Source organism: Rhodobacter maritimus (assembly GCF_058747975.1).
Map to the genome: position 1 here is coordinate 1,962,764 of NZ_CM179095.1, position 24,590 is coordinate 1,987,353.

General features: G+C 64.7%; 25 protein-coding genes, 5 tRNA genes and 1 other RNA gene. 14 read left to right on the top strand and 17 right to left on the bottom strand.

Going from position 1 to position 24,590, the window contains the following annotated elements:
- Nucleotides 1-63 precede the first annotated feature (63 nt).
- The 7 genes from AC4PTO_RS09960 to AC4PTO_RS09990 all read left to right on the top strand — a co-directional run bounded on the left by AC4PTO_RS09960 (nucleotide 64) and on the right by AC4PTO_RS09990 (nucleotide 4,648).
- On the top strand, nucleotides 64-1,113 hold the full coding sequence (locus tag AC4PTO_RS09960; protein WP_492728084.1) for an ABC transporter substrate-binding protein: 1,050 nt from the start codon (nucleotides 64-66) through the stop codon (nucleotides 1,111-1,113).
- 70 nt (nucleotides 1,114-1,183) lie between these two features.
- Nucleotides 1,184-1,538, top strand: a transfer-messenger RNA (tmRNA) gene (ssrA, locus tag AC4PTO_RS09965).
- Between the two features lie 105 nt (nucleotides 1,539-1,643).
- Entirely contained in the window at nucleotides 1,644-2,072 is a 429-nt protein-coding gene (locus AC4PTO_RS09970; RefSeq protein ID WP_492728086.1) for a nuclear transport factor 2 family protein, read from the top strand.
- A gap of 142 nt (nucleotides 2,073-2,214) precedes the next feature.
- The gene (locus AC4PTO_RS09975; protein WP_492728088.1) at nucleotides 2,215-2,664 is read left to right on the top strand and encodes an SspB family protein; all 450 of its coding nucleotides are present in this window, start codon (nucleotides 2,215-2,217) and stop codon (nucleotides 2,662-2,664) included.
- A gap of 99 nt (nucleotides 2,665-2,763) precedes the next feature.
- Nucleotides 2,764-4,155, top strand: coding sequence for a class II fumarate hydratase (fumC, locus tag AC4PTO_RS09980; protein ID WP_492728090.1), 1,392 nt, complete (start codon nucleotides 2,764-2,766; stop codon nucleotides 4,153-4,155).
- 74 nt (nucleotides 4,156-4,229) lie between these two features.
- On the top strand, nucleotides 4,230-4,409 hold the full coding sequence (locus AC4PTO_RS09985) for a DUF4169 family protein (RefSeq protein WP_492728091.1): 180 nt from the start codon (nucleotides 4,230-4,232) through the stop codon (nucleotides 4,407-4,409).
- Nucleotides 4,406-4,648 (top strand): ribbon-helix-helix domain-containing protein, encoded by a 243-nt coding sequence (locus AC4PTO_RS09990; protein ID WP_492728093.1) that lies wholly within the window; start codon nucleotides 4,406-4,408, stop codon nucleotides 4,646-4,648. The genes AC4PTO_RS09985 and AC4PTO_RS09990 overlap by 4 nt, the downstream gene beginning before the upstream one ends.
- Here the strand turns inward: AC4PTO_RS09990 and AC4PTO_RS09995 are convergent.
- From AC4PTO_RS09995 to AC4PTO_RS10010, 4 genes are all read right to left on the bottom strand, one after another.
- Complete coding sequence (locus AC4PTO_RS09995) at nucleotides 4,627-4,791, bottom strand: hypothetical protein (protein WP_492728095.1); 165 nt, start codon at nucleotides 4,789-4,791, stop codon at nucleotides 4,627-4,629. The two genes, AC4PTO_RS09990 and AC4PTO_RS09995, sit on opposite strands and share 22 nt — an antisense overlap.
- A gap of 218 nt (nucleotides 4,792-5,009) precedes the next feature.
- Nucleotides 5,010-5,849 carry a lyso-ornithine lipid O-acyltransferase gene (gene olsA, locus AC4PTO_RS10000; RefSeq protein ID WP_492728097.1) on the bottom strand — a complete coding sequence of 280 codons (840 nt, stop codon included), beginning with the start codon at nucleotides 5,847-5,849 and terminating at the stop codon, nucleotides 5,010-5,012.
- Entirely contained in the window at nucleotides 5,846-6,631 is a 786-nt protein-coding gene (gene olsB, locus AC4PTO_RS10005) for an L-ornithine N(alpha)-acyltransferase (RefSeq protein WP_492728099.1), read from the bottom strand. Before olsB ends, olsA begins: the two co-directional genes overlap by 4 nt.
- A 153-nt stretch (nucleotides 6,632-6,784) precedes the next feature.
- Nucleotides 6,785-6,964, bottom strand: a complete 180-nt coding sequence (locus AC4PTO_RS10010) for a DUF3553 domain-containing protein (protein ID WP_492728101.1) — start codon at nucleotides 6,962-6,964, stop codon at nucleotides 6,785-6,787.
- Between AC4PTO_RS10010 and AC4PTO_RS10015 the strand changes: the two genes are divergently transcribed.
- Nucleotides 6,963-7,607 carry a histidine phosphotransferase family protein gene (locus AC4PTO_RS10015; protein WP_492728103.1) on the top strand — a complete coding sequence of 215 codons (645 nt, stop codon included), beginning with the start codon at nucleotides 6,963-6,965 and terminating at the stop codon, nucleotides 7,605-7,607. The two genes, AC4PTO_RS10010 and AC4PTO_RS10015, sit on opposite strands and share 2 nt — an antisense overlap.
- A 22-nt stretch (nucleotides 7,608-7,629) precedes the next feature.
- On the opposite strand, the gene AC4PTO_RS10020 is transcribed toward AC4PTO_RS10015, so the two are convergent.
- The 5 genes from AC4PTO_RS10020 to AC4PTO_RS10040 form a co-directional block, all read right to left on the bottom strand.
- Entirely contained in the window at nucleotides 7,630-8,895 is a 1,266-nt protein-coding gene (locus AC4PTO_RS10020; RefSeq protein WP_492728104.1) for a glutamate-5-semialdehyde dehydrogenase, read from the bottom strand.
- A gap of 77 nt (nucleotides 8,896-8,972) precedes the next feature.
- Entirely contained in the window at nucleotides 8,973-9,200 is a 228-nt protein-coding gene (locus AC4PTO_RS10025) for an RND transporter (RefSeq protein WP_492728106.1), read from the bottom strand.
- A 26-nt stretch (nucleotides 9,201-9,226) separates the two neighbouring features.
- Nucleotides 9,227-9,303, bottom strand: a tRNA-Asp gene (locus AC4PTO_RS10030).
- A 33-nt stretch (nucleotides 9,304-9,336) separates the two neighbouring features.
- Nucleotides 9,337-9,413, bottom strand: a tRNA-Asp gene (locus AC4PTO_RS10035).
- Nucleotides 9,414-9,520: 107 nt separating this feature from the next.
- A complete protein-coding gene (locus AC4PTO_RS10040) occupies nucleotides 9,521-10,459 on the bottom strand; it encodes a pirin family protein (RefSeq protein ID WP_492728108.1) in 939 nt (312 codons plus the stop codon).
- A gap of 265 nt (nucleotides 10,460-10,724) precedes the next feature.
- On the opposite strand from AC4PTO_RS10040, the gene AC4PTO_RS10045 reads away from it, so the two are divergent.
- The 4 genes from AC4PTO_RS10045 to AC4PTO_RS10060 all read left to right on the top strand — a co-directional run bounded on the left by AC4PTO_RS10045 (nucleotide 10,725) and on the right by AC4PTO_RS10060 (nucleotide 16,324).
- Entirely contained in the window at nucleotides 10,725-11,591 is an 867-nt protein-coding gene (locus tag AC4PTO_RS10045) for a helix-turn-helix domain-containing protein (protein ID WP_492733598.1), read from the top strand.
- Between the two features lie 120 nt (nucleotides 11,592-11,711).
- Nucleotides 11,712-13,232 carry an aldehyde dehydrogenase gene (adh, locus tag AC4PTO_RS10050; protein ID WP_492728110.1) on the top strand — a complete coding sequence of 507 codons (1,521 nt, stop codon included), beginning with the start codon at nucleotides 11,712-11,714 and terminating at the stop codon, nucleotides 13,230-13,232.
- Nucleotides 13,233-13,305: 73 nt separating this feature from the next.
- Nucleotides 13,306-13,734 (top strand): DUF779 domain-containing protein, encoded by a 429-nt coding sequence (locus tag AC4PTO_RS10055; protein ID WP_492728112.1) that lies wholly within the window; start codon nucleotides 13,306-13,308, stop codon nucleotides 13,732-13,734.
- Nucleotides 13,735-13,810: 76 nt separating this feature from the next.
- Nucleotides 13,811-16,324, top strand: coding sequence for a cation:proton antiporter (locus tag AC4PTO_RS10060; RefSeq protein WP_492728114.1), 2,514 nt, complete (start codon nucleotides 13,811-13,813; stop codon nucleotides 16,322-16,324).
- Between the two features lie 84 nt (nucleotides 16,325-16,408).
- On the opposite strand, the gene AC4PTO_RS10065 is transcribed toward AC4PTO_RS10060, so the two are convergent.
- The 5 genes from AC4PTO_RS10065 to AC4PTO_RS10085 all read right to left on the bottom strand — a co-directional run bounded on the left by AC4PTO_RS10065 (nucleotide 16,409) and on the right by AC4PTO_RS10085 (nucleotide 21,225).
- Nucleotides 16,409-16,484 (bottom strand) — tRNA-Val (locus AC4PTO_RS10065).
- A gap of 90 nt (nucleotides 16,485-16,574) precedes the next feature.
- Nucleotides 16,575-16,649: transfer RNA gene (locus AC4PTO_RS10070), tRNA-Val, on the bottom strand.
- 19 nt (nucleotides 16,650-16,668) lie between these two features.
- Nucleotides 16,669-17,118, bottom strand: coding sequence for an HU family DNA-binding protein (locus AC4PTO_RS10075; protein WP_492728116.1), 450 nt, complete (start codon nucleotides 17,116-17,118; stop codon nucleotides 16,669-16,671).
- A gap of 177 nt (nucleotides 17,119-17,295) precedes the next feature.
- A complete protein-coding gene (lon, locus tag AC4PTO_RS10080) occupies nucleotides 17,296-19,704 on the bottom strand; it encodes an endopeptidase La (RefSeq protein ID WP_492728118.1) in 2,409 nt (802 codons plus the stop codon).
- Between the two features lie 186 nt (nucleotides 19,705-19,890).
- Nucleotides 19,891-21,225 (bottom strand): ATP-binding protein, encoded by a 1,335-nt coding sequence (locus tag AC4PTO_RS10085; protein ID WP_492728120.1) that lies wholly within the window; start codon nucleotides 21,223-21,225, stop codon nucleotides 19,891-19,893.
- A gap of 42 nt (nucleotides 21,226-21,267) precedes the next feature.
- Here AC4PTO_RS10085 and AC4PTO_RS10090 point away from each other — a divergent pair, with 42 nt between their 5' ends.
- Together AC4PTO_RS10090 and AC4PTO_RS10095 are read left to right on the top strand one after the other, a co-directional pair.
- Complete coding sequence (locus AC4PTO_RS10090; RefSeq protein ID WP_492728122.1) at nucleotides 21,268-22,146, top strand: MBL fold metallo-hydrolase; 879 nt, start codon at nucleotides 21,268-21,270, stop codon at nucleotides 22,144-22,146.
- A gap of 70 nt (nucleotides 22,147-22,216) precedes the next feature.
- Nucleotides 22,217-22,291: transfer RNA gene (locus AC4PTO_RS10095), tRNA-Asn, on the top strand.
- Nucleotides 22,292-22,721: 430 nt separating this feature from the next.
- On the opposite strand, the gene AC4PTO_RS10100 is transcribed toward AC4PTO_RS10095, so the two are convergent.
- The 3 genes from AC4PTO_RS10100 to AC4PTO_RS10110 all read right to left on the bottom strand — a co-directional run bounded on the left by AC4PTO_RS10100 (nucleotide 22,722) and on the right by AC4PTO_RS10110 (nucleotide 24,340).
- Nucleotides 22,722-23,276: a hypothetical protein gene (locus AC4PTO_RS10100; RefSeq protein WP_492728124.1), complete on the bottom strand. Its 555-nt coding sequence runs from the start codon at nucleotides 23,274-23,276 to the stop codon at nucleotides 22,722-22,724.
- 315 nt (nucleotides 23,277-23,591) lie between these two features.
- Entirely contained in the window at nucleotides 23,592-23,810 is a 219-nt protein-coding gene (locus AC4PTO_RS10105) for a hypothetical protein (RefSeq protein ID WP_492728126.1), read from the bottom strand.
- Between the two features lie 161 nt (nucleotides 23,811-23,971).
- Complete coding sequence (locus AC4PTO_RS10110; protein WP_492728127.1) at nucleotides 23,972-24,340, bottom strand: hypothetical protein; 369 nt, start codon at nucleotides 24,338-24,340, stop codon at nucleotides 23,972-23,974.
- Nucleotides 24,341-24,590 lie beyond the last annotated feature (250 nt).

Here is a 24,590-nt window from a genome sequence, read left to right on the forward strand (position 1 = left end):
TTGTCGGTCCGCACGACGCGCTTTAGCGTCATGATCAGAAACACTGAAAACCACGGGGATGACATGAAGAAAACCACTGTTCTGCTGGCCGGTGTGGCCCTTTCGGCGCTGAGCCTGCCGGCGCGCGCGGGCGACCCCGAGCTGCTGGTCTTCGACTGGGCCGGCTTCGAGGAAGAGGGCCTTTTCGCAACCTATGTCGAGAAATACGGCGACCGGCCGTCCTATGCCTTCTACGGCGATGACGACGAGGCCTATCAAAAGCTGGCCTCCGGCTTCAAGGCCGATGTCGCGCATCCCTGCTCTCAGATGGTGTCGAAATACCGCGATGCCGGCCTGATCGAGCCGTGGGACGTCTCGAAGATCCCGGAATTCGACAATATAGCACCGCGCTTCCTTGATTCTCCGATCTTCAAGGACGACCAGGGCGTCTGGTATATTCCGGCCGACTGGGGCGTGACCGCGGTGGCCTACAACCCCGATGAGGTGCCGGCCGAGGACGTCGCCTCGCTCGACGTGTTCCTGAACCCGAAATATGCCGGGCGCACCTCGATGCCCGACAGCTCGGACGATGTCTGGGCGCTTGCCTATCTGGCCACCGGCGTGACCGACTGGACCGATATCAGCGACGAACAGTTCGCCGCCGCCGCCGCCTGGCTGCGCGAGGCGCACAAGAACATCCGCTCCTACTGGTCCGATCCGGCCGAGATGTCGCAGATCATGGCCTCGGGCGAGGTTCTGGTGGCCTGGTCCTGGAACGACGGCGTCGCCTACCTTCAGGACGACGACTATCCCGTCGCCTTCCAGCGCGAGGCCACGGAAGGCTCGTCCACCTGGTTCTGCGGTTTCGTGAACCTCAAGGACGGCCCCGGCTCGGAAGAGAAGGTCTATGACTTCATCAACGCCTGGCTGCGCCCCGATGCGGGCCCCGAACTGCTGGATGCGATCGGCTATGGCCACACCAACACCGCCGCGATGGCGAAGGTGTCCGAAGAGGACCGCGTGACCGCCGGCCTGACCGAGATCTCGGCGCCGATCCTTGCGCAGACGCCGAACGACCCCGGCCTGCGCGAACGCCAGCTGGCCGAGTTCGAGAAGATCAAGGCCGGGTTCTGATCCCGACGGATCAATGCCCTGCACGATCACGACGCCCGGACGGAAACGTCCGGGCGTTTGCCGTTGCGGACCGCTTGCAGTCCCCCCGCCGCCTTCCTATATTCGAACCGTTCGGGTTCGCCCGGACTATGGGCATAAACGCGCTCGTAATAAACGGATCGGACCCGGGGGCGGTACCCGGCGGCTCCACCAAAATCCCTCGTTGGGGGCGAATGGGGCCGAAACAGGATCGACGAACGTCTAAAGGGGTTATGCTTTGCCTCGGTGAGCTACCACCGTTATCGGTGCAAAAGTACAGTTGCCAACGACAACCGTGCTCCGGTCGCTCTGGCTGCGTAAGCAGCTCGGGTAACCGAAACCTTAAGCCCTTACGCCTAGCAGCCTAAGGCGGGGCCCGCAGGAGCCTGGCAACAGAATCCTGCACCTTTCCCCGGTTTTTGCAGAACGCACTCTCGAATTGCAACGCGTTAACCCTGTCGCAACCCCTCTGTGGCAGCGTGTTCCCAGGCGATTGAAATCAGGGAAACGAAATGTCCAGCAAAACCGAGATGTTGCAAGACTGGTTTAACCGGGTCTGGATCGGCGGTGATCTGTCCGCGATCGACGACTTTTTTGCGCCCGCCCCCGTGGCAAGTGGCCTCATGAGCGGGCTGAACATGCAGCCGGCCGAATTCCGGGAGTTGATCCCGGCGCTGCAATACATGCTGACCCCACCAGAGATCACCATCGCCCGTGCCGTCGAAACCGAGGACTGGCTCTGGGTTCTTGTGATGGTGCGCACGAAGGCCGCACACAGCCAGAAACCGGTGGAGTTTTCGGGCCAGATGATGATCCGCTTCGAAGACCGCCGCTTCGCAGAGGCCTATAATCACTTTGACATGATGACCATGTTCGAGCATGTCGGCACCCTGCCCCCCGAGGCCATGGCCTTGTGCCTTTCCGGCGAACGGCTTAGCTGATCTTGTGGCTTCCGCGGGGCCATTTCCTTCGTCGGACGCCACTCCCGAGCGCCGGCGAACGGCGCAGGCACGGCAGGTTCGGCGCCTCTTCCCTTATGCAACGAATCCCCTATGCTGTGCGCGAAAGCGGGAAAGGGCAGCGATGACGCGCAGCATTGACTACGGCAACCTGATGCACCGTGCCATGCGCGGGCTCATCCAGACCGTGCTTGAGGATATTGCGCAAAACGGCCTGCCCGGCGAACACCATTTCTTCATCACCTTCGACACCCGCCACCCGGACACCCGGATCGCGGACTGGTTGCGCAACCGCTACCCGCAGGAAATGACCATCGTGATCCAGCACTGGTTCGAGGATCTCGACGTGGGCATTGACGGGTTCTCGATCACGCTGAACTTCGGCGACAGCCCCGAGCCGCTTTACATCCCCTATGACGCGATCCACACCTTCGTCGACCCCTCGGTCGAATTCGGGCTGCGCTTCGAGGCGCCCGAATACGACGAAGCGGAGGACGAGCCCGAAGACACCCCGGCCGAACCAGCCGAGCGGACCGAGGCGGAAGTGGTCAGCCTCGACAAATGGCGCAAGTAGCGGGCCGGGAACGGCCCCGGCGCTGTATACCTCCGCATACCGATTGCAAAATGGCCTTCGGCGTCTTATGACGCGCATGACATTTTCATGGAGGCCCCCATGTCCGCTACCCGTACCGAAACCGACAGCTTTGGTCCGCTTGAAGTTCCTGCCGACAAATACTGGGGCGCGCAGACGCAGCGCTCGATCATGAACTTCCCGATCGGCTGGGAACGCCAGCCGGTTGCGATCATCCGCGCGCTTGGCGTCATCAAGAAGGCCTGCGCGCAGGTCAACAAGGCGCAGGGCGACATGGAGCCCGAAATCGCCGAGGCCATCGCCGCCGCCGCGACCGAGGTGATCGAGGGGAAATTCGACGACAATTTCCCCCTTGTCGTGTGGCAGACCGGCTCGGGCACGCAATCGAACATGAACGCCAACGAGGTCATCTCGAACCGCGCGATCGAGATGCTGGGCGGAGTGATGGGCTCCAAGAAGCCCGTCCATCCGAACGACCATTGCAACATGGGCCAGTCCTCGAACGACACCTTCCCCACCGCGATGCATGTGGCCATCGGCATGATGGCGCGCGATGTGCTGCTGCCGGGCCTGCACAAGCTGCACGCGGCGCTGGTGGCGAAATCCGAAGAATTCAAGGACATCATCAAGATCGGGCGCACCCATACGCAGGACGCCACGCCCCTGACGCTTGGCCAGGAATTCTCGGGCTATGCCCATCAGGTCGCGCAGGGCATCAAGCGGGTAGAAATGTGCCTGCCCGACATCTACGAACTGGCCCAGGGCGGCACGGCCGTCGGCACCGGGCTGAACACCAAGAAAGGCTGGGACAGCCGCGTCGCGGCCGAGATCGCCGCGATCACCGGCCTGCCCTTCGTCACCGCGCCCAACAAGTTCGAGGCACTGGCCGCGCATGACGCGATGGTCATGTTCTCGGGCGCGCTGAAGACGGTGGCGGCAAGCCTCTTCAAGATCGCCAACGACATGCGGCTTCTGGGCTCGGGGCCGCGCTCGGGCCTGGGCGAGCTGATCCTGCCGGAAAACGAGCCGGGCTCGTCGATCATGCCGGGCAAGGTGAACCCGACGCAGGCCGAGGCGCTGACCATGGTCTGCGCCCATGTCATGGGCAATGACGCGGCCGTGGGCTTCGCAGGTTCGCAGGGCCATTTCGAACTGAACGTCTACAACCCGATGATGAGCTACAACGTGCTGCAATCCATGCAGCTTCTGGGCGACGCGGCGGGCAGCTTCACCGACAACATGGTGGCGGGCACCCAGGCCAACACCGCGCGGATCGACAAGCTGATGAAGGAATCGCTGATGCTGGTGACGGCGCTTGCCCCCACCATCGGCTATGACAACGCCACCAAGGTCGCCAAGACCGCGCACAAGAACGGCACCACGCTGAAGGAAGAGGCGATCAGGCTTGGCTTCGTGGACGAGGCCACCTTCGACCGCATCGTCCGCCCCGAGGACATGATCGGCCCCAAATAACCGGGGGCGGATTTCGGCAAAGGGCGGCGTCAGGCCGCCCTTTTCTTTTTGCGCGGTCCGGCTATCATCGCCGCATGAGCAAAGTGGTCAATCTGAACCAGGTCCGCAAGCAGAAGTCCCGCGCGAAGAAACGCGCGGAGGGCGATGAAAACGCTGCGAAATTCGGCCGCACGAAAGCGCAGCGCGACGCCGAAAAGCAGCAGGCGGAACGCGCGCGCGCCCATCTGGACGCGCATCTGCGGGACCCGGAATGAGCCGCCCGGCCAAACGCTCGCTCACGCTTGACGGGCACCGAACCTCGGTTTCTCTGGAAGATGCGTTCTGGCAAGCGTTCCGCGAGATCGCGGAAGAGCGCGGCCTTGGCCTGAACGCCCTTGCCGCCCGGATCGACCATCAGCGCGATCCGCAGACCGGCCTTGCCACGGCGATCCGGCTGTTCGTTCTGGCGGAATATCGGCGCAGGCTGGAAGATCAGCGCAGTTCAGGATCGTAAAGCGCGCTACGGATACGCCGGGCGCGCTCCAGCTCCGCCTTGTCCTGCTTGCGCAACGAAAGGCCCAACTCCTTCGAGAACAGCGAACGGATCTGCTCTTTCGTAACGCCGGAGGTTTCGGTCTCGGACGCCTCCTGCGTCATGTGACGACTCCGGCGCCAGGGAAGAAGGCTTCCCCGGTATCCGTTATTGGCAGCGCTTGTCTTGGCAGTATCCCGCATTCTCGTGCTTCCCCGTAGCGCGCCGCGGGCGCGGCAAGTTATCCACAAAATACTGACGTGAACGTAAACATCAAAGGGGAAAAAACGAAAACTTGCACCAGTTTTATGCTCTGGGTTGCAAATGCCGTAACGTCAACCCGTCAGGAAACCCGATCTGTGCCCAAGGATTCGTCAATCGCGGAACGCACGCATGCCTCGCACCAGGCCGCGAGCGCCTTGCGCGAGGCGAAATCCTGCACCCGCACCGGATCGTGAAAGACGATCTCCACCGCGCCCTGCCGTGGTGCGGCCAGCACCCGCAGAAGGTGCGGCCCGAAGGCCATGTCCCCCCACCAGCCGTAAAAGCGCGGATCCTCGCCCTTGGGCGCGTGATAGATCACCGAGACCGGCTGGATCTGCATCACCCGCTCGAGCCCGTGGTCATGGAAGGGCTGGAACAGCGTGGGTTTGAAGGGCAGCACCCGCAGCCCGTCGGTCGAGGTGCCTTCCGGAAAGAACAGCAGGTGGTGACCCGCGCGGATGCGGTCATGGAAAAGCTGCTGCTGCGCCTTCGTATCGGCGCGGGCGCGGCGGATGAAGACGGTGCCCGTCGCGCGCGCAAGCCAGCCGATCCCGGGCCAGGCCGCCACCTCGGCCTTGGAGACGAAATAGACCTTCTGGCAGGCATTCAGCGCATAGATGTCCAGCCACGAGACGTGATTGGCCACGACCGCCCCGATATGGCGCATCGGCCGCCCCGAGACCCGGTAGCCGATGCCCAGGATCGGAAAGGCCGCGCGGCAGACCGCCACGGTGATATGCGGCGTCCAGGGGCGGCGCAACCCGTGGATCGGACGCTCGATCAGCCGCACGAGCAACAGCAGGCACAGCCCGCCATAGGTCACGCTGCCAAGGACCAGCCCGCGCAGCAGGGCGCGCAGCACCCCCATGGGCCCGAGGGGGCGCGACGGGGGCGGCGGGGCCTCGTTCCAGGTGCTCATCCCCGGCCCTCGTGGCGGCGGGTGTAGAATTCGCGGTGCTTGGGGCTCATGGCCGAGGCATCCATCAGCAAGAGCACATCGGTCGTGTTAAAGGCGTGGTCGATATAGGCCCCCTCGCCCACGAAACCGCCAAGGCGCAGATAGGCCTTGATCAGCGCGGGCATCTCTTTCATCGCGGCCTTGCGATCAAGCCGATCGGCCGGCACCAGATCCATGCGCTGGAAATGCGCGGGCAGCGCGCGGGGGCGCAGATGCGGCGGCGCAAGGTGATGGTGATGCAGCCAGGACAGCGGCGCGGCAAGCGCCTGCGGGTCCGTGCCGTGGAAGGAGGCCACGCCGAACAGGATCTCGACCCCGTGGTCAAGCACATATTGCGCAAGCGCGTTCCACAGAAGGAACATCGCCGCCCCGCCCCGATAGTCGGGATGCACGCAAGAGCGTCCAAGCTCCAACAGCCGCCGCCCGGAGGCGCGCAGCGGATCAAGATCGTATTCGCCGTCGCAATAGAACCGCCCGAAGGCCGCGGCCCGCTCGGACAGCAGAAGCCTGTAGACGCCGACCACATGGTCAAGCGCCGCCGCGTCGCGCCGGGTATCGACCAAGATCAGGTGGTCATAGACCGCGTCGAATTCGTCCCGCTCCAGCCGCGCGGCATGATCGACGAAGGGCCCGTCCGCGCCCAGTTCCTCGACGAAGACGGCATAGCGCAGCCGTTGCGCGGCTTTCAAATCGCCCGCTTCGGTGGCCAAACGTATCTCGAAGAATGAGGTGTCGGGCGTCATCTGCCTGCTGCCAATATGGCCCTTCGGGGCTTCTTTCGGGGTTGTAGGCAACCCACATCCGCATTGCAACCGAAAGCGCGGCGCGGCCAGATCCACATATTCGCCTTGTGGTTGTATTTCGACTTCATTAGGAGCGTTGCCAGTAACTTTATTTTAATCTCGATCCTCGATCACCAATTGCAGCGCAACCCTGCGTCCGTCGATGACCTGCTTGCCCATATGCTCGAAATTCACCGTGATCCGATCCCCGATGCGCGATTGCACCTGACCGATCCCCCAATCCGGCGCCTGCGGGTTCCTGACCAGCATTCCGGGTTCCAGAAATTCATTCATGCCAACACCTTGCCTGGACCATATCATGCCCCTTGACCCGATTTCCCCGCCGCTGCCCGACGATCTGACCGGGTTGGTCGGGTCGCGCCTGTGCCACGACCTTATCAGCCCTTTGGGCGCCATCGGCAATGGGGTGGAGCTTCTGTCGATGTCGGGCGCGCGCTCCGGCCCCGAACTCGACCTGATCGCGCAGGCCGTGACAAGCGCGAACGCGCGGCTGAAGTTCTTTCGCGTAGCCTTCGGGCAGGCCACGGCCGACCAGCGGCTCGGCATGCCCGAGATCGAGGCGCTTCTGGCGGAAACCTATCGCGGCAGCCGGCTGGCGGTAAGCTGGCAGGCAACCGGCGATCAGGCGCGCCTGTCGGTCAAGCTTGTGCTACTGGGGCTTTTGTGCCTTGAAACCGCGATGCCATGGGGCGGAACCGTCACGATCGAACAAGAGGGGGCGAGCTGGCGGCTGACGGCCGGGGCGCGCAAAACAAAGCCCGACGCCGCGCTCTGGGCCGTGCTTGAGGGCGCGGCCCCGCACGCCCCGATGACCCCCGCACAGGTGCAATTCGCCCTTCTGGCGCAAGAGGCGCGGCGCCAGGGCCGCGTGATCGGCTGGGACGTGGCCCCCGAAGGGGCGCTGATCACCTTCTGACGCCGGGGCGCCGGGGTCCGGCTCAGGGCCGGATCGTGCCGTCCCCCGTCACCAGATACTTGAACGAGGTAAGCTGCTCGGCCCCGACCGGGCCGCGCGCATGCAGCTTGCCCGTGGCGATGCCGATCTCGGCGCCCATGCCGAATTCGCCGCCATCGGCGAACTGGGTCGAGGCGTTGCGCATCAGGATCGCGCTATCGAGATGGCTGAAGAAGCGCGCGGCGGCCGCATCATCCTCGGTCAGGATCGATTCGGTGTGGTTCGAGCCATAGCGCCGGATATGCGCGATCGCCCCGTCCACGCCATCGACCAGACGCGCGGCGATGATCTTGTCAAGGAACTCCTGCCCGAAATCGTCGGGGCCGGCCGGCACGGTGCCCGGAATGCGGGCCAGTTCGCCCTCGGCGCGCACTTCGACGCCCGCGGCCAGAAGATCCTCGATCAGCACCGCGCCGTGGCGGGCATAGAAGGCCCGGTCGATCAGCAGGCATTCGGCCGCGCCACAGATGCCGGTGCGGCGCGTCTTGGCGTTCAGCACCACGCGGCGCGCCTTGTCCAGATCGGCCGCGCCATCGGCATAGATGTGGCAGATGCCTTCGAGATGGGCGAAGACCGGCACGCGCGCCTCGGCCTGCACCAGCCCCACGAGTCCCTTGCCGCCGCGCGGCACGATCACGTCGATATGGGCAACCGCGCGCAGCATGGCCGCAACCGCCGCGCGGTCGCGCGTGGGGACAAGCTGGATCGCGGCCTCGGGCAGGCCCGCGGCGCGCAAACCCTCGACCATGCAGGCATGGATCGCACCCGAGGAATGGAAGCTTTCCGAGCCACCCCGCAGGATCACCGCATTGCCCGACTTCAGGCACAGCGCGCCCGCATCCGCCGTCACGTTGGGGCGCGATTCATAGATCACGCCGATCACGCCAAGGGGCGTGCGCACGCGTTCGATATGCAGCCCCGAAGGCATGTCCCAAGCGGCGATCACCGCCCCCAGCGGGTCGGGCTGGGCCGCGACCGCGCGCAGCCCCGCCACGATGCCGTCGATACGCGCATCGTCCAGCAGCAGCCGGTCGAGCATGGCGGCCGACAGCCCCTTTTCGCGGCCAAGCGCCATGTCGCGCGCATTGGCGGCCAGTATCCCGGCGCGCTCTGCATCCACCGCGTCGGCCGCCGCCTGAAGGCCGCGGGCACGCTGATCGGCTGGCGCGACGGAAAGCGCGACCGCGGCCGCGCGCGCGGCCTGCCCCATGCTTTCGATCAGCGTCTCGCTCGTCTCGGTGTCTTTCATCGCGGCCCCTCCGGAATCTCTGCCCCTGCTATAGCGGCGCGTGACCGGCAGGGGCAAGCGGCGTGGCGCGCGCGGGGTCAGGCGCGCCGGCGCAGCGCCTCGATCGCCTTGGCCGCGAAGAGAAGCCAGGGCAGCCCGTGCAGCGCCAGGTCGAACCAGTCGAGCGGGCGCACCAGCGCGCCCTGCGCCAGCAGGCGCAGCTTTTCCCAGACATGCGGCTCGGGCGTGAACGGCGCGAGCCCCAGCGTCAGCGCGACCAGCGCCGCCTCGGTCAGGCCGATGCGGTCGTAAAGCCTGCGAAGCATCGTGGTCCTTTCGGGAAAATCAAGACTGGCGCGGTTGACGGGGCTCGAACCCGCGACCCCCGGCGTGACAGGCCGGTACTCTAACCAACTGAGCTACAACCGCGCGGGTCTTGTAACGCCCGGGCGATCCGGTGGGTGGCGCGGTTGACGGGGCTCGAACCCGCGACCCCCGGCGTGACAGGCCGGTACTCTAACCAACTGAGCTACAACCGCATGTCCACCCACCCGGATCGCCGTCCGAGCGTGGAAAGCGTATTACGCAGCCCCGAAGGCGGCGTCAAGCGGGCGCGACATAAAAGTTTCGCGCCCGGCCGCGCCCCTCAGCGTTCGGGCGCGGGGATGAATTCCCGATCGTCGCCCGGCGGCAGGCGAAAGCGGCCATGCGCCCAGTCCCCCGCGCGCCATGCCTCTTTCGCCGCGTCGATCCGTTCGCGCGACGAGGCCACGAAATTCCACCAGATATAGCGCGGCCCCTCCAGCGTGGCGCCGCCCAGCATCATCAGCCGCGCCCCCGCATCGCCCGCATGGACCGAGATCGCATCGCCGGGGCGGAAGATCAGCATCCGCCCCGCCTCGAAGCGCTGATCGCCGACCCGGACCGACCCCCCCAGCACATAGACGCCCCGGTCCTCGTGATTGTCCGGCAGGGGCACGCCTGCACCGGGGGCCAGGTCGATATCGGCATAAAACATCTCGGAGGGCAGCGGCAGCGGCGCGCGCGCGCCCCAGGCCTCGCCCAGAACCAGCCGCAGGCGGATACCCTCGGCGTCAAGGACCGGCAGTTCCTCGGCGCCGACATGGGTGAAACCGGCCGCGCCATCCTCGGCGTCCTTGGGCAGGGCAACCCAGGTCTGGATGCCGAACAGCGTCTGCCCCCTGTCGCGCACCTCGCCATCGGTGCGTTCGGAATGGGTGATGCCGTAGCCCGCGGTCATCCAGTTCACCGCGCCGGGGGTGATCCACTGATCGCTGCCCAGACTGTCGCGGTGGTGCAGCCGCCCTTGCAGAAGATAGGTGACCGTGGCCAGCCCGATATGCGGATGCGGGCGCACGTCGATGCCCTGCCCGGTCAGGAACTCGACCGGGCCCATCTGATCGAAGAAGATGAACGGCCCCACCATCTGGCGGGCGACCGAGGGCAGCGCGCGGCGCACCTCGAAGCCGCCCAGATCGCGGGCGCGCGGCACGATCACGGTTTCGATGGCATCAACGGCATCGCCCTTGGGCAGATCGGGATCAAGCGCGGGGTTCCAGCTCATGGCGTCCTCCTGTCTGTTGAGGCACATCTAGGCCGCGCGGGGCCTTGCGTCCACCGGACCGCCCCGCGCATCCCCTGTGCGGGGGTGAACACGCGCCGATTGCAATGCGATGCCGGGCGTGGGTATCATTGAGGGACCACAGAGGATCCGGACCGGGAGAGAACGGATTTCCCTTGATCGCAAACATATCGAGAGGGTCATCGAAACCTCTCATTCCGACACGGCCCCTGCCCTGTCGAGGATCGCCGCATCCTGGCGGCGGTCGATCTTCAAGCACGGGCTTGACCCCGGCGAACACCGCGCCCCCGAACGTGTCGAGGAAACCGCGCTGAACGCACGCCGCGCCGAGATGGAGCAGTTCCTTCAGGTTGCCGCGCCCAAGCTTGACCAGCTTTTCGGCCTTGTGGGCAATTCGGGTTGTGCGGTCCTTCTGACGGATGCCGGGGGCGTCGTGCTGGATCAGCGCTGCGCGGACGGCGATGCCGAGGTGTTCAAGTCCTGGGGCCTGTGGCAGGGCGCGGACTGGAGCGAGGCCGCCGAAGGCACCAACGGGATCGGCACCTGCATCGCCGAAAACCGCCGCCTCATCATCCACCGCGACGAACATTTCCTGGCCCGCAACACCGGCATGAGCTGCATGGACGCCCCGATCTACGGCGCGGACGGCACCATCGTCGCCGCGCTTGACGTGTCCTCGGCGCGTGCTGACCAGACCGAGGCCTTCAACCGGCTGATCGCGGCAACCGTGGCGCAGACCGCCCGCCAGATCGAGGCCGACAACTTCCGCGCCTCGTTTCCCGGAGCGCGCATCATCTTTGCCGACAGCGACGATTCCGACGCGGCGATGCTTCTGGCCGTCGATCAGGACGATATCGTCGTCGGCGCCACCCGCGGCGCGCGCAAGGCCTTCGGGCTTGGCTCCAGCGGCCCGCTTGCGCCGCTGCCCGCCTCGGACATCTTCGGGCGCGGCGATGGCCCCTCGGGCTTTGAAAAGGCCGAACGCGCGGCAGTGATTCGGGCGCTGACGCGGGCGGGCGGCAATGTCTCGCAGGCGGCGCGGGCGCTTGGCGTGGGGCGCGCCACGCTTTACCGGCGCATGAACCGGCTGGGCATCAACGAAAGCGCGGACTGAGCTGTCTCAGATCTGAGACAGATGCCCATCCTCATCGTGTGCGGGCGGGCTGACATATCCGCAAATCCATTTCAGCATCCTTTCATCCGGTTGGAGGACCGGACATTGGGAGGATACCAGATGAACGAGATGACCCAGAAAGCGGGACAGTTTGCCTCGCCCTTCAAGACCCGTTACGACAACTTCATCGGCGGCAAGTTCGTACCACCGAAGAAAGGCCGCTACTTCGAGAATACCACCCCGATCACCGGCGCCGTCATCAACGAGATCGCGCGCTCGGACGCCGATGACATCAATGCGGCGCTGGATGCCGCGCATGCCGCCAAGGACGGCTGGGGCCGCACCGCGCCTGCCGGCCGGGCCGCCGCGCTGCTGAAGATTGCCGACATCATGGAAGCCAATCTCGAGCTGCTGGCGACCTGCGAAACCTGGGATAACGGCAAGGCGATCCGCGAAACCATGGCCGCCGACCTGCCGCTTGCGGTGGACCATTTCCGCTATTTCGCCGGCGTCCTGCGCGCGCAGGAAGGCACCATGAGCGAGATCGACGACGACACCGTCGCCTATCACTTCCACGAGCCGCTTGGCGTCGTGGGCCAGATCATCCCGTGGAACTTTCCGCTGCTGATGGCTACATGGAAGCTTGCCCCGGCGCTTGCCGCGGGCAACTGCGTGGTGCTCAAACCCGCCGAGCAGACCCCCGCAACGATCATGGTCTTTGCCGAGCTGATCGCGGAGGCCTTGCCGCCGGGTGTGCTCAACATCGTCAACGGCTTCGGGCTCGAGGCGGGCAAGCCGCTGGCACAAAGCCCGCGCATCGCCAAGATCGCCTTCACCGGCGAAACCACGACCGGCCGGCTGATCATGCAATACGCCACCGAAAACCTGATCCCGGTCACGCTGGAACTGGGGGGCAAGTCGCCCAACATCTTCCACAAAGACGTGATGCGCGAGGATGACGCCTTCCTCGACAAGGCGATCGAGGGTTTCGTGATGTTCGCGTTGAACCAGGGCGAGGTCTGCACCTGCCCCAGCCGCGCACTAATCCACGAAGACATCTACGACGCCTTCATGGAACGCGCGATCCGGCGCACCGAAGCCATCGTGATGGGCGACCCGCGCACCGGCACGACGATGATGGGCGCACAGGCCTCGTCCGAACAGCGCGACAAGATCCTCAGCTATCTCGATATCGGCCGCCAGGAAGGCGCCGAGGTCCTGACCGGCGGCAGCGCGGCCGATCTGGGGGGCGAATTGTCCAGCGGCTATTTCATCAAGCCGACGATCCTGAAGGGCCACAACAAGATGCGCGTCTTCCAGGAGGAAATCTTCGGCCCCGTCGTGTCGGTCACGACCTTCAAGGACGAAAACGAGGCGCTGGAGATCGCCAATGACACGCTTTACGGCCTTGGGGCCGGGGTCTGGTCACGCGATGCCAATACCTGCTTCCGCTTCGGCCGGGCGATCCAGGCGGGCCGCGTCTGGGTGAACAACTACCACGCCTATCCCGCCCATGCGGCCTTTGGCGGCTACAAGCAATCGGGCATCGGGCGCGAGACGCACAAGATGATGCTCGACCACTATCAGCAGACCAAAAACATGCTGGTCAGCTACAACCCCAACAAGCTCGGCTTCTTCTGAGGCCGGCCTGACCCGCGCGGGGCGGGGCATCCCCTCCCCGCGCGCCTTTCGCATTCGAACCCCGGAGGCCGGAATGGACGAAACCCCCATCGCCTGCGCAACCGGCGACGTGTCCGTTGCGCAAACCGATCCGGAGGGCCGCGTGGCCGCCACGCAGGCCGCGCTTGACCTGATTGCCGAGATCCGCGCCGAGCATGGCGAGATCATGTTCCACCAGTCCGGCGGCTGCTGCGACGGATCTTCCGCGATGTGTTACCCCAAGGGCGAATTCCGCCTGGGTCAGGGCGATGTCTGCCTTGGCACGATCGGCGGGGCCGAGGTCTGGATTTCGGGGCCGCAATTCGAGGCTTGGAAACACACGCGGCTGATCCTTGACGTGGTGCCGGGGCGGGGCGGGATGTTCAGCCTGGATAACGGGCGCGAGCGACGCTTCCTGACCCGTTCGCGCCTGCTGAATGCGGCCGAGATCGCCGCCCTGAAAGCCCCGCGCACCGGCGCCTGACCCTGCCTGACGAAAACGTCACCGCCATTATGAGCGTGATTTCCATTGCCCGGTTTTCGGCTTATGTTTCAGGGCAATGGATATCGTTCTTGTCACCACGATCATTGCATCGCTTTTTCTGGTCATCGGAATTGCCGAGCCGCTGGCCGCGCGTTTCCGTTTGCCCTACAGCGTGATCCTTGCCGCACTGGGCATCCTGATCGCCGTCGGGGCGACCTTTTTCCTTCAGACCGAGCTGACCGACGCGCTCAACCCCGTGGCCGAGGCGATCCTCGGCCTGCCGATCCGCTCCAACGTGTTCATCTATGTCCTGCTGCCGACGCTGCTGTTTCAGGCCACACTGGGGATGAACCTGCGGCGCATGCTGGACGACTGGGTGCCGATCCTGGTGATGGCGGTTCTGGCGGTGGTGGTGGCCACGGTCTTCGTGGGCTACGCGCTGTCCTGGACATCGGCGCTGCCGCTTGGCGCCTGCATGCTGATCGGGGCAATCGTCTCCACCACCGACCCCTCTGCCGTCGTTGGGATCTTCCGCTCGATCTCGGCGCCCAAGCGGCTGGCGCGGATCATCGAGGGCGAAAGTCTGCTGAACGACGCCGCGGCGATCGCGCTGTTCGGCCTGTTCATGGGCTTCGTGATGCTGGGCGTGCCCGATCCGTCGCTGCAACACGCGCTGTCGCAATTTCCGATGCTGATCGTGGGGGGCGCCTTCACCGGCTGGCTGGCCGCGCGGCTGGCGGCCTGGGTCATGGCGCTGTTCGCCCGATACGAGCTTGCCGTGGCCTCGATTTCGGTGGCGCTGCCCTACCTTGCCTTCATCGTGGCCGAACAAAGCGTGGGCGCATCGGGCGTGATCGCGGTGGTGGCGGCGGGGCTAACGCTGAACCTGACGGCGCCGGGGCGCCTTCCGCCGCAGGCCTGGACCAACCTGCGCGAGGTCTGGGACCTTCTGGCGCATTGGGCCGGGGCGCTGATCTTCGTGCTGGCCGCGCTGCTGATCCCGCGCCTGATGGAAGAGGTGCGCCTGACCGACATCGCGCTGATCGGTGTGGTGATCGTCGCCGCAGTTGCCGCGCGTGTGGTGATGCTGTTCGGCTTTCTGCCGCTTCTCAGCCTAACGGGACTGTCGCCGGCGGTCGAGCGCCCCTATCGCTACGCGATCCTGTGGGGCGGGCTGCGCGGGGCGGTGACGCTGGCCCTTGCCCTTGCGGTGACCGAAAGCTTCCGCGTGCCGATCGAGGTCAAGCGCCTCGTGGGGATTCTGGCCACGGGGTTCACGCTGTTCACGCTGATCGCGCAGGGCTCCACCCTGCGATGGATCATTTCCCGGCTGGGGCTCGACAGGCTGACGCCGATTGATCAGGCGCTGTCGAACCAGGTCGTCGCCGTGGCGCTTCAGACCGTGCGCGAGGACATGGCGCGCACCACCGAAAGCTACGACTTGACCCATGACATCGTGCGCAGCGAGGCCAAGCGCTTTGGCGCGCGCCTTGACGATGCCGTCCGCACCGCCGAGGAAGACACCGCCATCCTGGACCGCGACCGCATCACGCTGGGGCTTCTGGCGCTGACCGGGGCCGAGCGCGACACGATCCTGTTGCAGGTGCGTGAAAGGACGATCTCGGCCCGGCTGGCCGAACGGGCGCTGTCGGATGCCGACCGCCTGATCGAGGCGACCCGCGTGGGCGGGCGCAACGGATATCGCCAGGCCGCGCGGATCAGCGTCAGCTATGGGCGTGCCTTCCGTGCGGCGGCGCGGCTGCACAACCGGCTGGGCATCTCGGGGCCGCTGGCGCGCATGACCGCCGATCGCTTCGAGACGCTCTTGTCGCAGCGGCTGATCCTGCGCGATCTGGACGGCTTCATCGGCAACCGCATCCGCCGCATCCACGGGCGGCGCGTGGCCGATCTGCTTCAGGAACTGCTGGCCCGGCGGCAGGAGATGGTGGAAACCGCGCTGGACGGGCTGCGGCTGCAATATCCCGGCTATGCCGAAGAGCTGGAGCGCCGCTTCATCCGCCGCACCGCCCTGCGCATGGAAGAGCGCGAATACCAGACGATGCGCGAGGACGGCCTGATCGGGGAAGAGCTGCACACCGCGCTGATGCAGCAGATCGCGGCGCGCCGCGCCGCCGCCGAGGAACGCCCGCGCCTCGACCTTGCGCTGCAACGGGTTGAACTGGTCCGGCAGCTTCCGCTTTTTGCCGATCTGGGCGACGCGACGGTCAAGCGCCTCAGCAAGACGCTGGTCGCGCGCTATGTGAACGCGGGCGACGTGATCGTGCGCAAGGACAGCGCGGCGCGCAGCGTCTTCTTCATCGCCACCGGCGCGGTCGAGCTTGAGACCGCGGGCCAGACATGGCGGCTGGGGCGCGGCGAGATGTTCGGGCAGATGGCCATCCTGATGCACAAGCCGCGCCGCACCGAGGTTCGCGCGCTGACCCCCACGACGCTGCTGGAACTGGACGAAAGCCGCTTTCGCCGGTTGCTCAAGCGCAGCCCCATCCTTCAGGAAGAGGTGCGCAAGACGGCCGAGAAACGCAGGATTCCGCCTGACCTTCTGCTTGGCGTCGACAAGGGCCGGGGCTGACCGCCGGACCGGCCCGGAAGATACGAAAGCCGTTTCCTGGCAACGGGGCAAGGTTGCAGCAACGCACTGTAAAACCGTTGGAAATGGTGGGTGATGAGAGACTCGAACTCCCGACATCCTCGGTGTAAACGAGGCGCTCTACCAACTGAGCTAATCACCCGGCTGCGTGCTTCTATCCTGCCCGCCGCGTCCCGCGCAAGGGGCCATGAAAGAAGAAAGCGCGTCCCGGTGGACGCGCTTTCAGGAATGATGGTGGGTGATAAGAGATTTGAACTCCTGACATCTTCGATGTGAACGAAGCGCTCTACCACTGAGCTAATCACCCGGTAGCGGGGTATTTAGCCTTACTCTTCAGCCTCTGCAAGACCTTCCTCGGCGGTTTGTTCGACCTTTTTGGCGGGTTTCGCACCGTCGCGGCGGATCTTGACGATCAGGGTCTCGGCCTCGGCCTTGCCGACCTGCCGGTTCACACGGATCTTGCCAAGCGGCGACAGCGCAAGCGCTTCGCCCCTGCCAAGCGCCTCGCCCAGGATTTTCAGCGTCGCATCGGCAATCTCGCGCACATCCTTCTTGCGCGCGCCGGTCTCGGCGTGGATGCGGTCCAGGAATTCCTTCTTGCGCAGAACCAGCACCGCCCCCTCACCGGCGGGTGCAGGCGCCGGAGCGGCGGTTTTCTTCGGTTTCACGCCGGTTCCCGGTGCGGCGGCCTTTTGCGGCGGCTTCGTCCCGGCTTTGCTCGTTCCCTTGGTGGTGGTGCCCATCTGCGCCCTGTCCCGATGCTGCGGCATGGTCATGGCGGCGGCCGCCGCCCGATCATGCGGAAAAGACCGGCCGCAGACCTGCGGTCCGGCGCCCGGATGGTAGCAGCGCGACGGGCAATCCACAAGATCTTGGCATTGCGGCGATGGCGGACACGAAATGCAAACAGGCGCGCCATGGGGGCGCGCCTGCCGTTGTCATCCGCAAAGGCCTTAATGCGCGGTCGCGCCCTGCCCCGCATCGCCCGAACTCAGCGCGGCGGCGGCGGCGGCCTCTTCGGCCTCTTCGTCCCATTGCACCGGGTCGGGCATCCGCACCAGCGCACGGGGCAGCACCTCGCGGACATGGCTCACCGGAATGATCTCCAGCCCTTCCTTGACGTTCTCGGGGATCTCGGCCAGGTCCTTGGCGTTCTCCTCGGGGATCAGCACCGTCTTGATCCCGCCGCGCAGCGCCGCAAGCAGCTTTTCCTTCAGCCCGCCGATCGCCAGCACGTTGCCGCGCAGCGTCACCTCGCCGGTCATGGCCAGATCCTTGCGCACGGCGATCCCGGTCAGCACCGACACGATCGAGGTGACCATGGCGATCCCCGCCGACGGCCCGTCCTTCGGGGTCGCGCCTTCGGGAACGTGGACGTGGATGTCCACCTTCTCGAATTTCGGCGGCTTCACCCCGATCTCGGGGCTGATCGAGCGGACATAGCTCGACGCGGCCTCGATCGATTCCTTCATGACATCGCCAAGCTTACCGGTCGTCTTCATCCGCCCCTTGCCGGGCAGCTTCAGCGCCTCGATCTGCAACAGATCGCCGCCGACCGAGGTCCAGGCAAGGCCGGTCACCACGCCCACCTGATCCTCCTTCTCGGCCAGACCATAGCGGAAGCGCTTGACGCCCAGATATTCCTCGACCTTGGCCTCGTCGACCTCGACCGTCTTGTGCTTGCCCTTGAGGATCTCGGTCACCGCCTTGCGGGCAAGCTTGGCCAGCTCGCGCTCAAGGTTGCGCACGCCCGCCTCGCGGGTGTAGTGGCGGATCACGAAGTTCAGCGCCGCATCGCTCAGCGTGAATTCGCCCTTCTTCAGACCGTGGTTCTTGATCTGCTTGGGGATCAGGTGCTGGCGGGCGATCTCGCGCTTTTCGTCCTCGGTATAGCCGGCCAGCGGGATGATCTCCATCCGGTCCAGCAGCGGGCTGGGCATGTTATAGCTGTTGGCCGTGGTCAGGAACATCACGTTCGACAGATCGTATTCCACCTCAAGATAGTGGTCCACGAAGGTCGCGTTCTGTTCCGGGTCCAGCACCTCGAGCATCGCACTTGCCGGATCGCCGCGGAAATCCTGCCCCATCTTGTCGATTTCATCGAGCAGGATAAGCGGATTGGTGGTTTTCGCCTTCTTCAGCGCCTGGATGATCTTGCCGGGCATCGAGCCGATATAGGTGCGCCGGTGGCCGCGGATCTCGCTTTCATCACGCACGCCGCCAAGGCTGATGCGGATGAATTCGCGCCCCGTGGCCCGGGCCACAGACCGGCCGAGCGAGGTTTTCCCCACGCCGGGCGGGCCGACAAGGCACATGATCGGCCCCTTCAGCTTGGCCGAGCGCGATTGCACCGCCAGATATTCGACGATGCGCTCCTTGACCTTCTCAAGCCCGTAATGGTCGGCATCAAGCACCTTTTCGGCTTGGCCCAGATCCTTCTTGACGCGCGATTTCACGCCCCAGGGCAGGCTCAGGAGCCAGTCGAGATAGTTGCGCACCACCGTCGCCTCGGCCGACATCGGGGACATAGACTTGAGCTTCTTCAGTTCACCCTCGGCCTTGTCGCGCGCCTCTTTCGAGAACTTGGTCTGCTTGATGCGGTCTTCCAGCTCGGCGATTTCGTTCTGGCCTTCCTCGCCATCGCCCAGCTCGCGCTGGATCGCCTTCATCTGTTCGTTCAGATAGTATTCGCGCTGCGTGCGCTCCATCTGGTTCTTGACGCGCGACTTGATCTTCTTCTCGACCTGAAGCACCGAAACCTCGCCCTGCATCAGGCCATAGACCTTCTCGAGGCGTTCGGACACGTCCAGCGTTTCCAGAAGATCCTGCTTCTGCGCGACCTCAAGGCCCAGATGCCCCGAGACCAGATCGGCCAGCTTGTCGGCCTCGCGCGTTTCGGCAACGGCGGCCAGCGCCTCTTCGGGGACGTTCTTCTTGATCTTGGCGTAACGCTCGAACTCTTCGGCGACCGAGCGCAGAAGCGCCTTCACCGTCGCCTCGTCGCCGGGCAGTTCGTGCAGCAGTTCGGCCCGCGCCTCGAAATAGGCGGGGTTTTGCAGGAATTCGGTGATCTTCACGCGCTTCTTGCCCTCGACCAGCACCTTGACGGTACCATCGGGCAGCTTGAGCAGTTGCAGCACATTGGCCAGAACGCCCGCGCGAAAGATGCCATCGGTATCGGGATCGTCGACCGAGGGGTCGATCTGGCTTGCCAGAAGGATCTGGCGATCTTCGGCCATCACTTCTTCCAGCGCGCGGACCGATTTCTCACGCCCGACGAAAAGCGGCACGATCATATGGGGGAACACCACGATATCGCGCAGCGGCAATACCGGGTAGCTGTTCAGGAGGGTGTCGGTCATTCTCAATCCTCTTTAGCAGAAGGGCTCCGGCCCCGCACCCGCGGCAGCCCCCGGCCCTTCCCGTCAGCCCCATATCTAAGGGGGCGGCCGCACGGGTTCAACCATTGGCCTTTCATGCGTCCTTCACAATGCGCGCAGGCGCGGCGGACGGCAAGTCCCTTCGCACAGCAACAAGCCGGGCGGGTGCTAGCGGGGCAGGATCAACTCGACCTGGAGCCCCCCCAGACGCTCGCTTTCGGCAAGCCGGATCGCACCGCCATGGCCGCGCACCACATCGGCCGCAATCGACAATCCAAGGCCCACCCCCTGCCCCCGGTTCTGGTTGCGCGCGGGATCGAGCCGGGTGAAGGGGCGTAATGCCTCTTCGCGGCGCTCCTCAGGGATGCCAGGCCCGTCATCCTCAACCACGATCTTGCAGGCGCGCGGGCTGAGGATGACCGACACCTCGGCCGCCGTTCCATACCGCACCGCATTGCCGATCAGGTTTTCCAGCGCCCGGCGCAGCCCGTCGGGACGAAAGGTGACGAGGGCCTGCCCCGGCCCAGGGCAGTCCGCCAGCCGCACATTCTGCCCCGCGCGCTGCGCCCCCTCGATCACGTCGGCGACGAAGGCACAGGGGTCCAGCGCCTCGGGCTCGCCCGCGGCGGCGTCGGCGCGCGCGAAATCGAGGAACGCATCCACAAGGCGGCCCATCTCGGCCACGTCACGCTCCATCGCGGCCACATCCTCGTCCTCGGGCAGCATCGACAAGCCAAGGCGCAGCCGGGTCAGTGGCGTGCGCAGGTCATGGCTGATCCCCGACAGCATCAGCGTGCGCTGCTCGATCTGCCGCTCGATCCGGGCGCGCATGTCCAGAAACGCCGCCCCCGCGGAACGCACCTCGATCGCGCCCGACGGGCGGTAAGGCACCACGCGCCCCTTGCCGAATTCCTCGGCCGCATGCGCCATGCGCCGGATCGGGCGCAACTGGTTGCGCAGGAATATGTAGGCGATCAGCGTCATCAGAAGCCCCGTCGCCAGCATCAGCACGATCAGCTGATGCGGGTTGGTGGCCGACACCCGGCGCCGGTCGAACAGCAACTCCAGCGGGCCGTGGCGGGTCCGCATCACCAGCCGCACCTGGCCCGAGTTGCCCAGATCCACCGATTCCACATCGCTCAGCCCGTCGCGCAGGGTGGCAATCACCACGCGCCCTGAAAAATCGTAAAACGCCCGCCTGTCCCCCGCGCCCTCGCCCGCCGTCATCTCCGGCCAGCCGACCGACAGCCCCAAAGGCCGCGCGATGCGCGCCACCTCGGCCCGCGCCGAGGCCGGGTCGGCAACGGTATTGGCCAGGTGTTCAAGGTAATTCAGCTCGCGCAGCATGGTCGTGGTCATCTGCTGGGTCACCCGCTCGAAATGGCGTTGCAGGAACACCACCGAGACCACAAGCTGGATGGTCACCACAGGCAAGATCAGGATCAGCGCGGCCCGCCCGTAAAGCCCGCGCGGCATCATGCGTTTGAGCCAGCCGAATTTCATGCCAAAAAGCCTAGCGGCCCCCAAAGGCAGAGGAAAGATCATATGACATTGCGCGCCCCCGAACCCGGCCTGCGTGCCATTCTGGCACCCAACCCCTCGCCCATGACGCTGCATGGTACAATCAGCCACATCGTCGGGGAAGGCGATGTCGCGCTGATCGACCCCGGCCCGGCCGACCGGGCGCATTTCGATGCGATTCTCGGCGCGCTTTCTCCGGGGGAACGGATCAGCCATATCTTCGTCACCCATGCACATCTGGATCATTCGCCCCTTGCCCGCCCCCTATCCGAAGCGACGGGCGCACCGGTTCTTGCCTTCGGCCCGGCAAGCGCAGGCCGGTCGGAGGTGATGCAGGACCTGGCCGCGCGCGGCATGGCGGGCGGTGGCGAAGGTGTGGACGCGGCCTTCGCACCGGATGCCTGCCTGGCCGATGGCGACAGGGTCACCGGCACGACATGGGAACTGGAGGCGATTCACACGCCGGGACATTTCTGCAACCACCTCTCTTTCGCGTGGGGCGGCGCCGTCTTTACCGGCGACCATGTGATGGGATGGGCCAGCACCCTGATCTCTCCGCCCGATGGCGACCTGAGCGACTATTTCCGCTCGCTCGACCGGGTCGAGGCATGCAAGGCCCGCATCTTCTATCCCGCGCATGGCGATCCGGTCCTTGAGACCAGTGCCCGCATCGCCGCGCTGCGCGAACACCGGCAGACCCGCAGCCGGCAGATCCTTGAGGCCCTTGCGGCCGCCCCCGCGACCGCCGAAGCCCTGACACGCGCCATCTACACCGACACCCCCGCCGCCCTTCTTCCCGCCGCGCGGCGCAACGTCTTCGCGCACCTTGTTGAACTGACACAACAAAACAGGGTCCGGCCGCAGCGCGCACTCCACCCCGATGCGCCGTTCGAGCGGATATGACGGCGATGAAAAAAATCCTGCAAGACCCTCTGGACGCGCCGAATGCCTGCCGCTATACACCGCCTCGTGTTCCGGCGTAGCTCAGCGGTAGAGCAGTTGACTGTTAATCAATTGGTCGTAGGTTCGATCCCTACCGCCGGAGCCAAAAATCCTCAATATATCAAGGATTTGCAAGAAAAGCCCCTTCGGGGCTTTCGTCGTTTCTTGCTCGGGGTAACATCTGGGGTAACAGACGCGGTGGCGTGCGGACACCCATAGTTCCTACGCTCTCAAGCACGAATCTTGCAGAGATCCGCGCAGGACGATCAGCCCAGCAGGCCTGAAATGATCCGGCGGTTATTGGAAGGGAAAATGTCTGATTGACATGAGCAAGGGCTGTTCCCTCGCAAAAAAAGACCCCGCAGAAGCGAGGTCGTAATCATTGGATGCCTATTGCCCTTAGGCCGCTAGAGCAATGTTCTCGTTGCGATCATTCGATCCGAATAGCGACGTGCGCTTCAATGCATCGATACCTTGCGACCTGATAGCATCCTTAAACGCAACTTCAAAAGCTGCGTAAATCTGGTCGTATATGGTCATACGGTCTCTCCTGTGACTGCGGCAGGCAGTGATTTCAAGTCAAGATATAGCCATGCCCCTCGCATATTAACAGACTCAAATAGGGGAATGTTGCCTAAAGTCGTCGCGATAGAGCTAAAGAATGATATGTCAGCTGGGCTGCGAAGATGGAAGCGAACATGCTGAGCAGGTAGACCCGAAAAGGCGAGAGAAACAGCCGCCGCGAACGTCGAAGTGAGCGCAGTAGCATACTGCGATGCATCTAGGGTGCCGTAGTCATACTCTGGCGCAAGTAGCAGATGTCGTATGCGAAGGACCGGTTTTACATAGCCTTTGATGTTCGCTCGGTTCGCAAAGCAAACTGCATGACACCGTTTTTCTTCATCGAACAGTCCCATTGCCTTGGTCGATGCGTCCGAAGTCTTCGCCGTTTCGCGGAGCACCGGCAACGATGAGATGGCGTAATCGTCTAACGTGTCTCCGTTCGCTTCGCAGACTTCGGACCACTGCCGTTCCACCTGATCCCACAACCCTCCAGTGCTGGTAAGCTCACGTAGCTGTTTCTCAAACATCAATCTGCCTCGGTGATTCGGTATACATCTAGCGGGAATATCCTAAGAGCTCGTTAAGGACGAGGCCGATGCAACATCGCGCTGCACCGGCCCCTTGGTCCCCTGACGCGGGGTCCGGTTGGTCTGCCCCCGGTGTTTGCCGTGACAGCCTGCGCCGCATCCAGTTCGGATAGACCAGGGCCGCATGAGAAAGGGGGCCGAGACCGGCCCCCACGATTGTGTCAGTGATACAGGGCCGTCACCCCGCCGCGCCGAGCAGGATCAGCCCGAGCGCGATCAGAGACAGGGCGATAGACACCCACGCCATTCGCTTCGTCATGCTTCCTCCTTTCCGTTGCCCCAAGGGCGGAGGCCCGCCGCAACCGCAGCCATGGCAAGCGCCATCGACCTCTTGACCGGAACGTCTTCACCGGCAGCCGCTTGCCGCATCATCACCTCGGCCGAGGTGCGGGCGCACCCAACGGCCCGGACAATGTCAGCGGCATAACGAATGCCCGCCTCGTCCATCCAGTCTTGAAACTCTTGCGCGGTCACGGCAAGCCTCCTATGTTTGGAGAGTTGCCAGCCCCGTTGCAGCGGGGCTGGCTCTCCTTCCTATCACCAGTGGTGGATCATGTTTGCCACGAGGGCCACCACGGAAGCGAAACGAAAAAGGGCGCCTCGGCGCCCTTTTCTCTTTCCAGATTGTCAGACGATCAGGCGGCGGCCTGCATCTTCGCCAGCTCGAAGGACGAGCGGAAGATCGTCGCCAGCGCCGTAGCAGTGCCAGCGCAGTGATCCCCCATGGCGCCCTCATCGACCGTCCAGATCGCCCCGTTTATGGCTGCGACGCCTGCCAAGCTCGTGGGAGCGGTGCTGACCAAGCGCGCATATGCCGCGCTCTCGAGTTCGATTATCGCGTCACAGGCGGCGCTGTCGTCGACGCCCGCCAATGCCGCGCGCAGATCTGCCCAGGTCTTGAAAGCGACAAGCGCCGGATCATCGCCCTCAAGCGCGCGCACGTCCGCGACGGTCGGAAGGTCTTTGAGCAGGTCGGGCGAAGTGATAAGCGAACAGTCAGCCATGGTTGATCTCCTAATGATCGGTTGTGGTCAGGCCGCGTTGGGTGTTGCTGCACCTTGCGCGGTCGAATTATTTCTGTCACACATAAAACATGTCGTCAATATCTGTCACACAGAAAAAGCGGGGACGGCCCGCGACCGGCGAAACCCCTCGCGTCGGGGTTCGCCTGCCCGAAGACGTCCGCGTCGCCCTGGCCGCATATACTGAAACGCAGGAGCCGCCTCTCACCGTGTCCGAGGCAATCCGCGATTT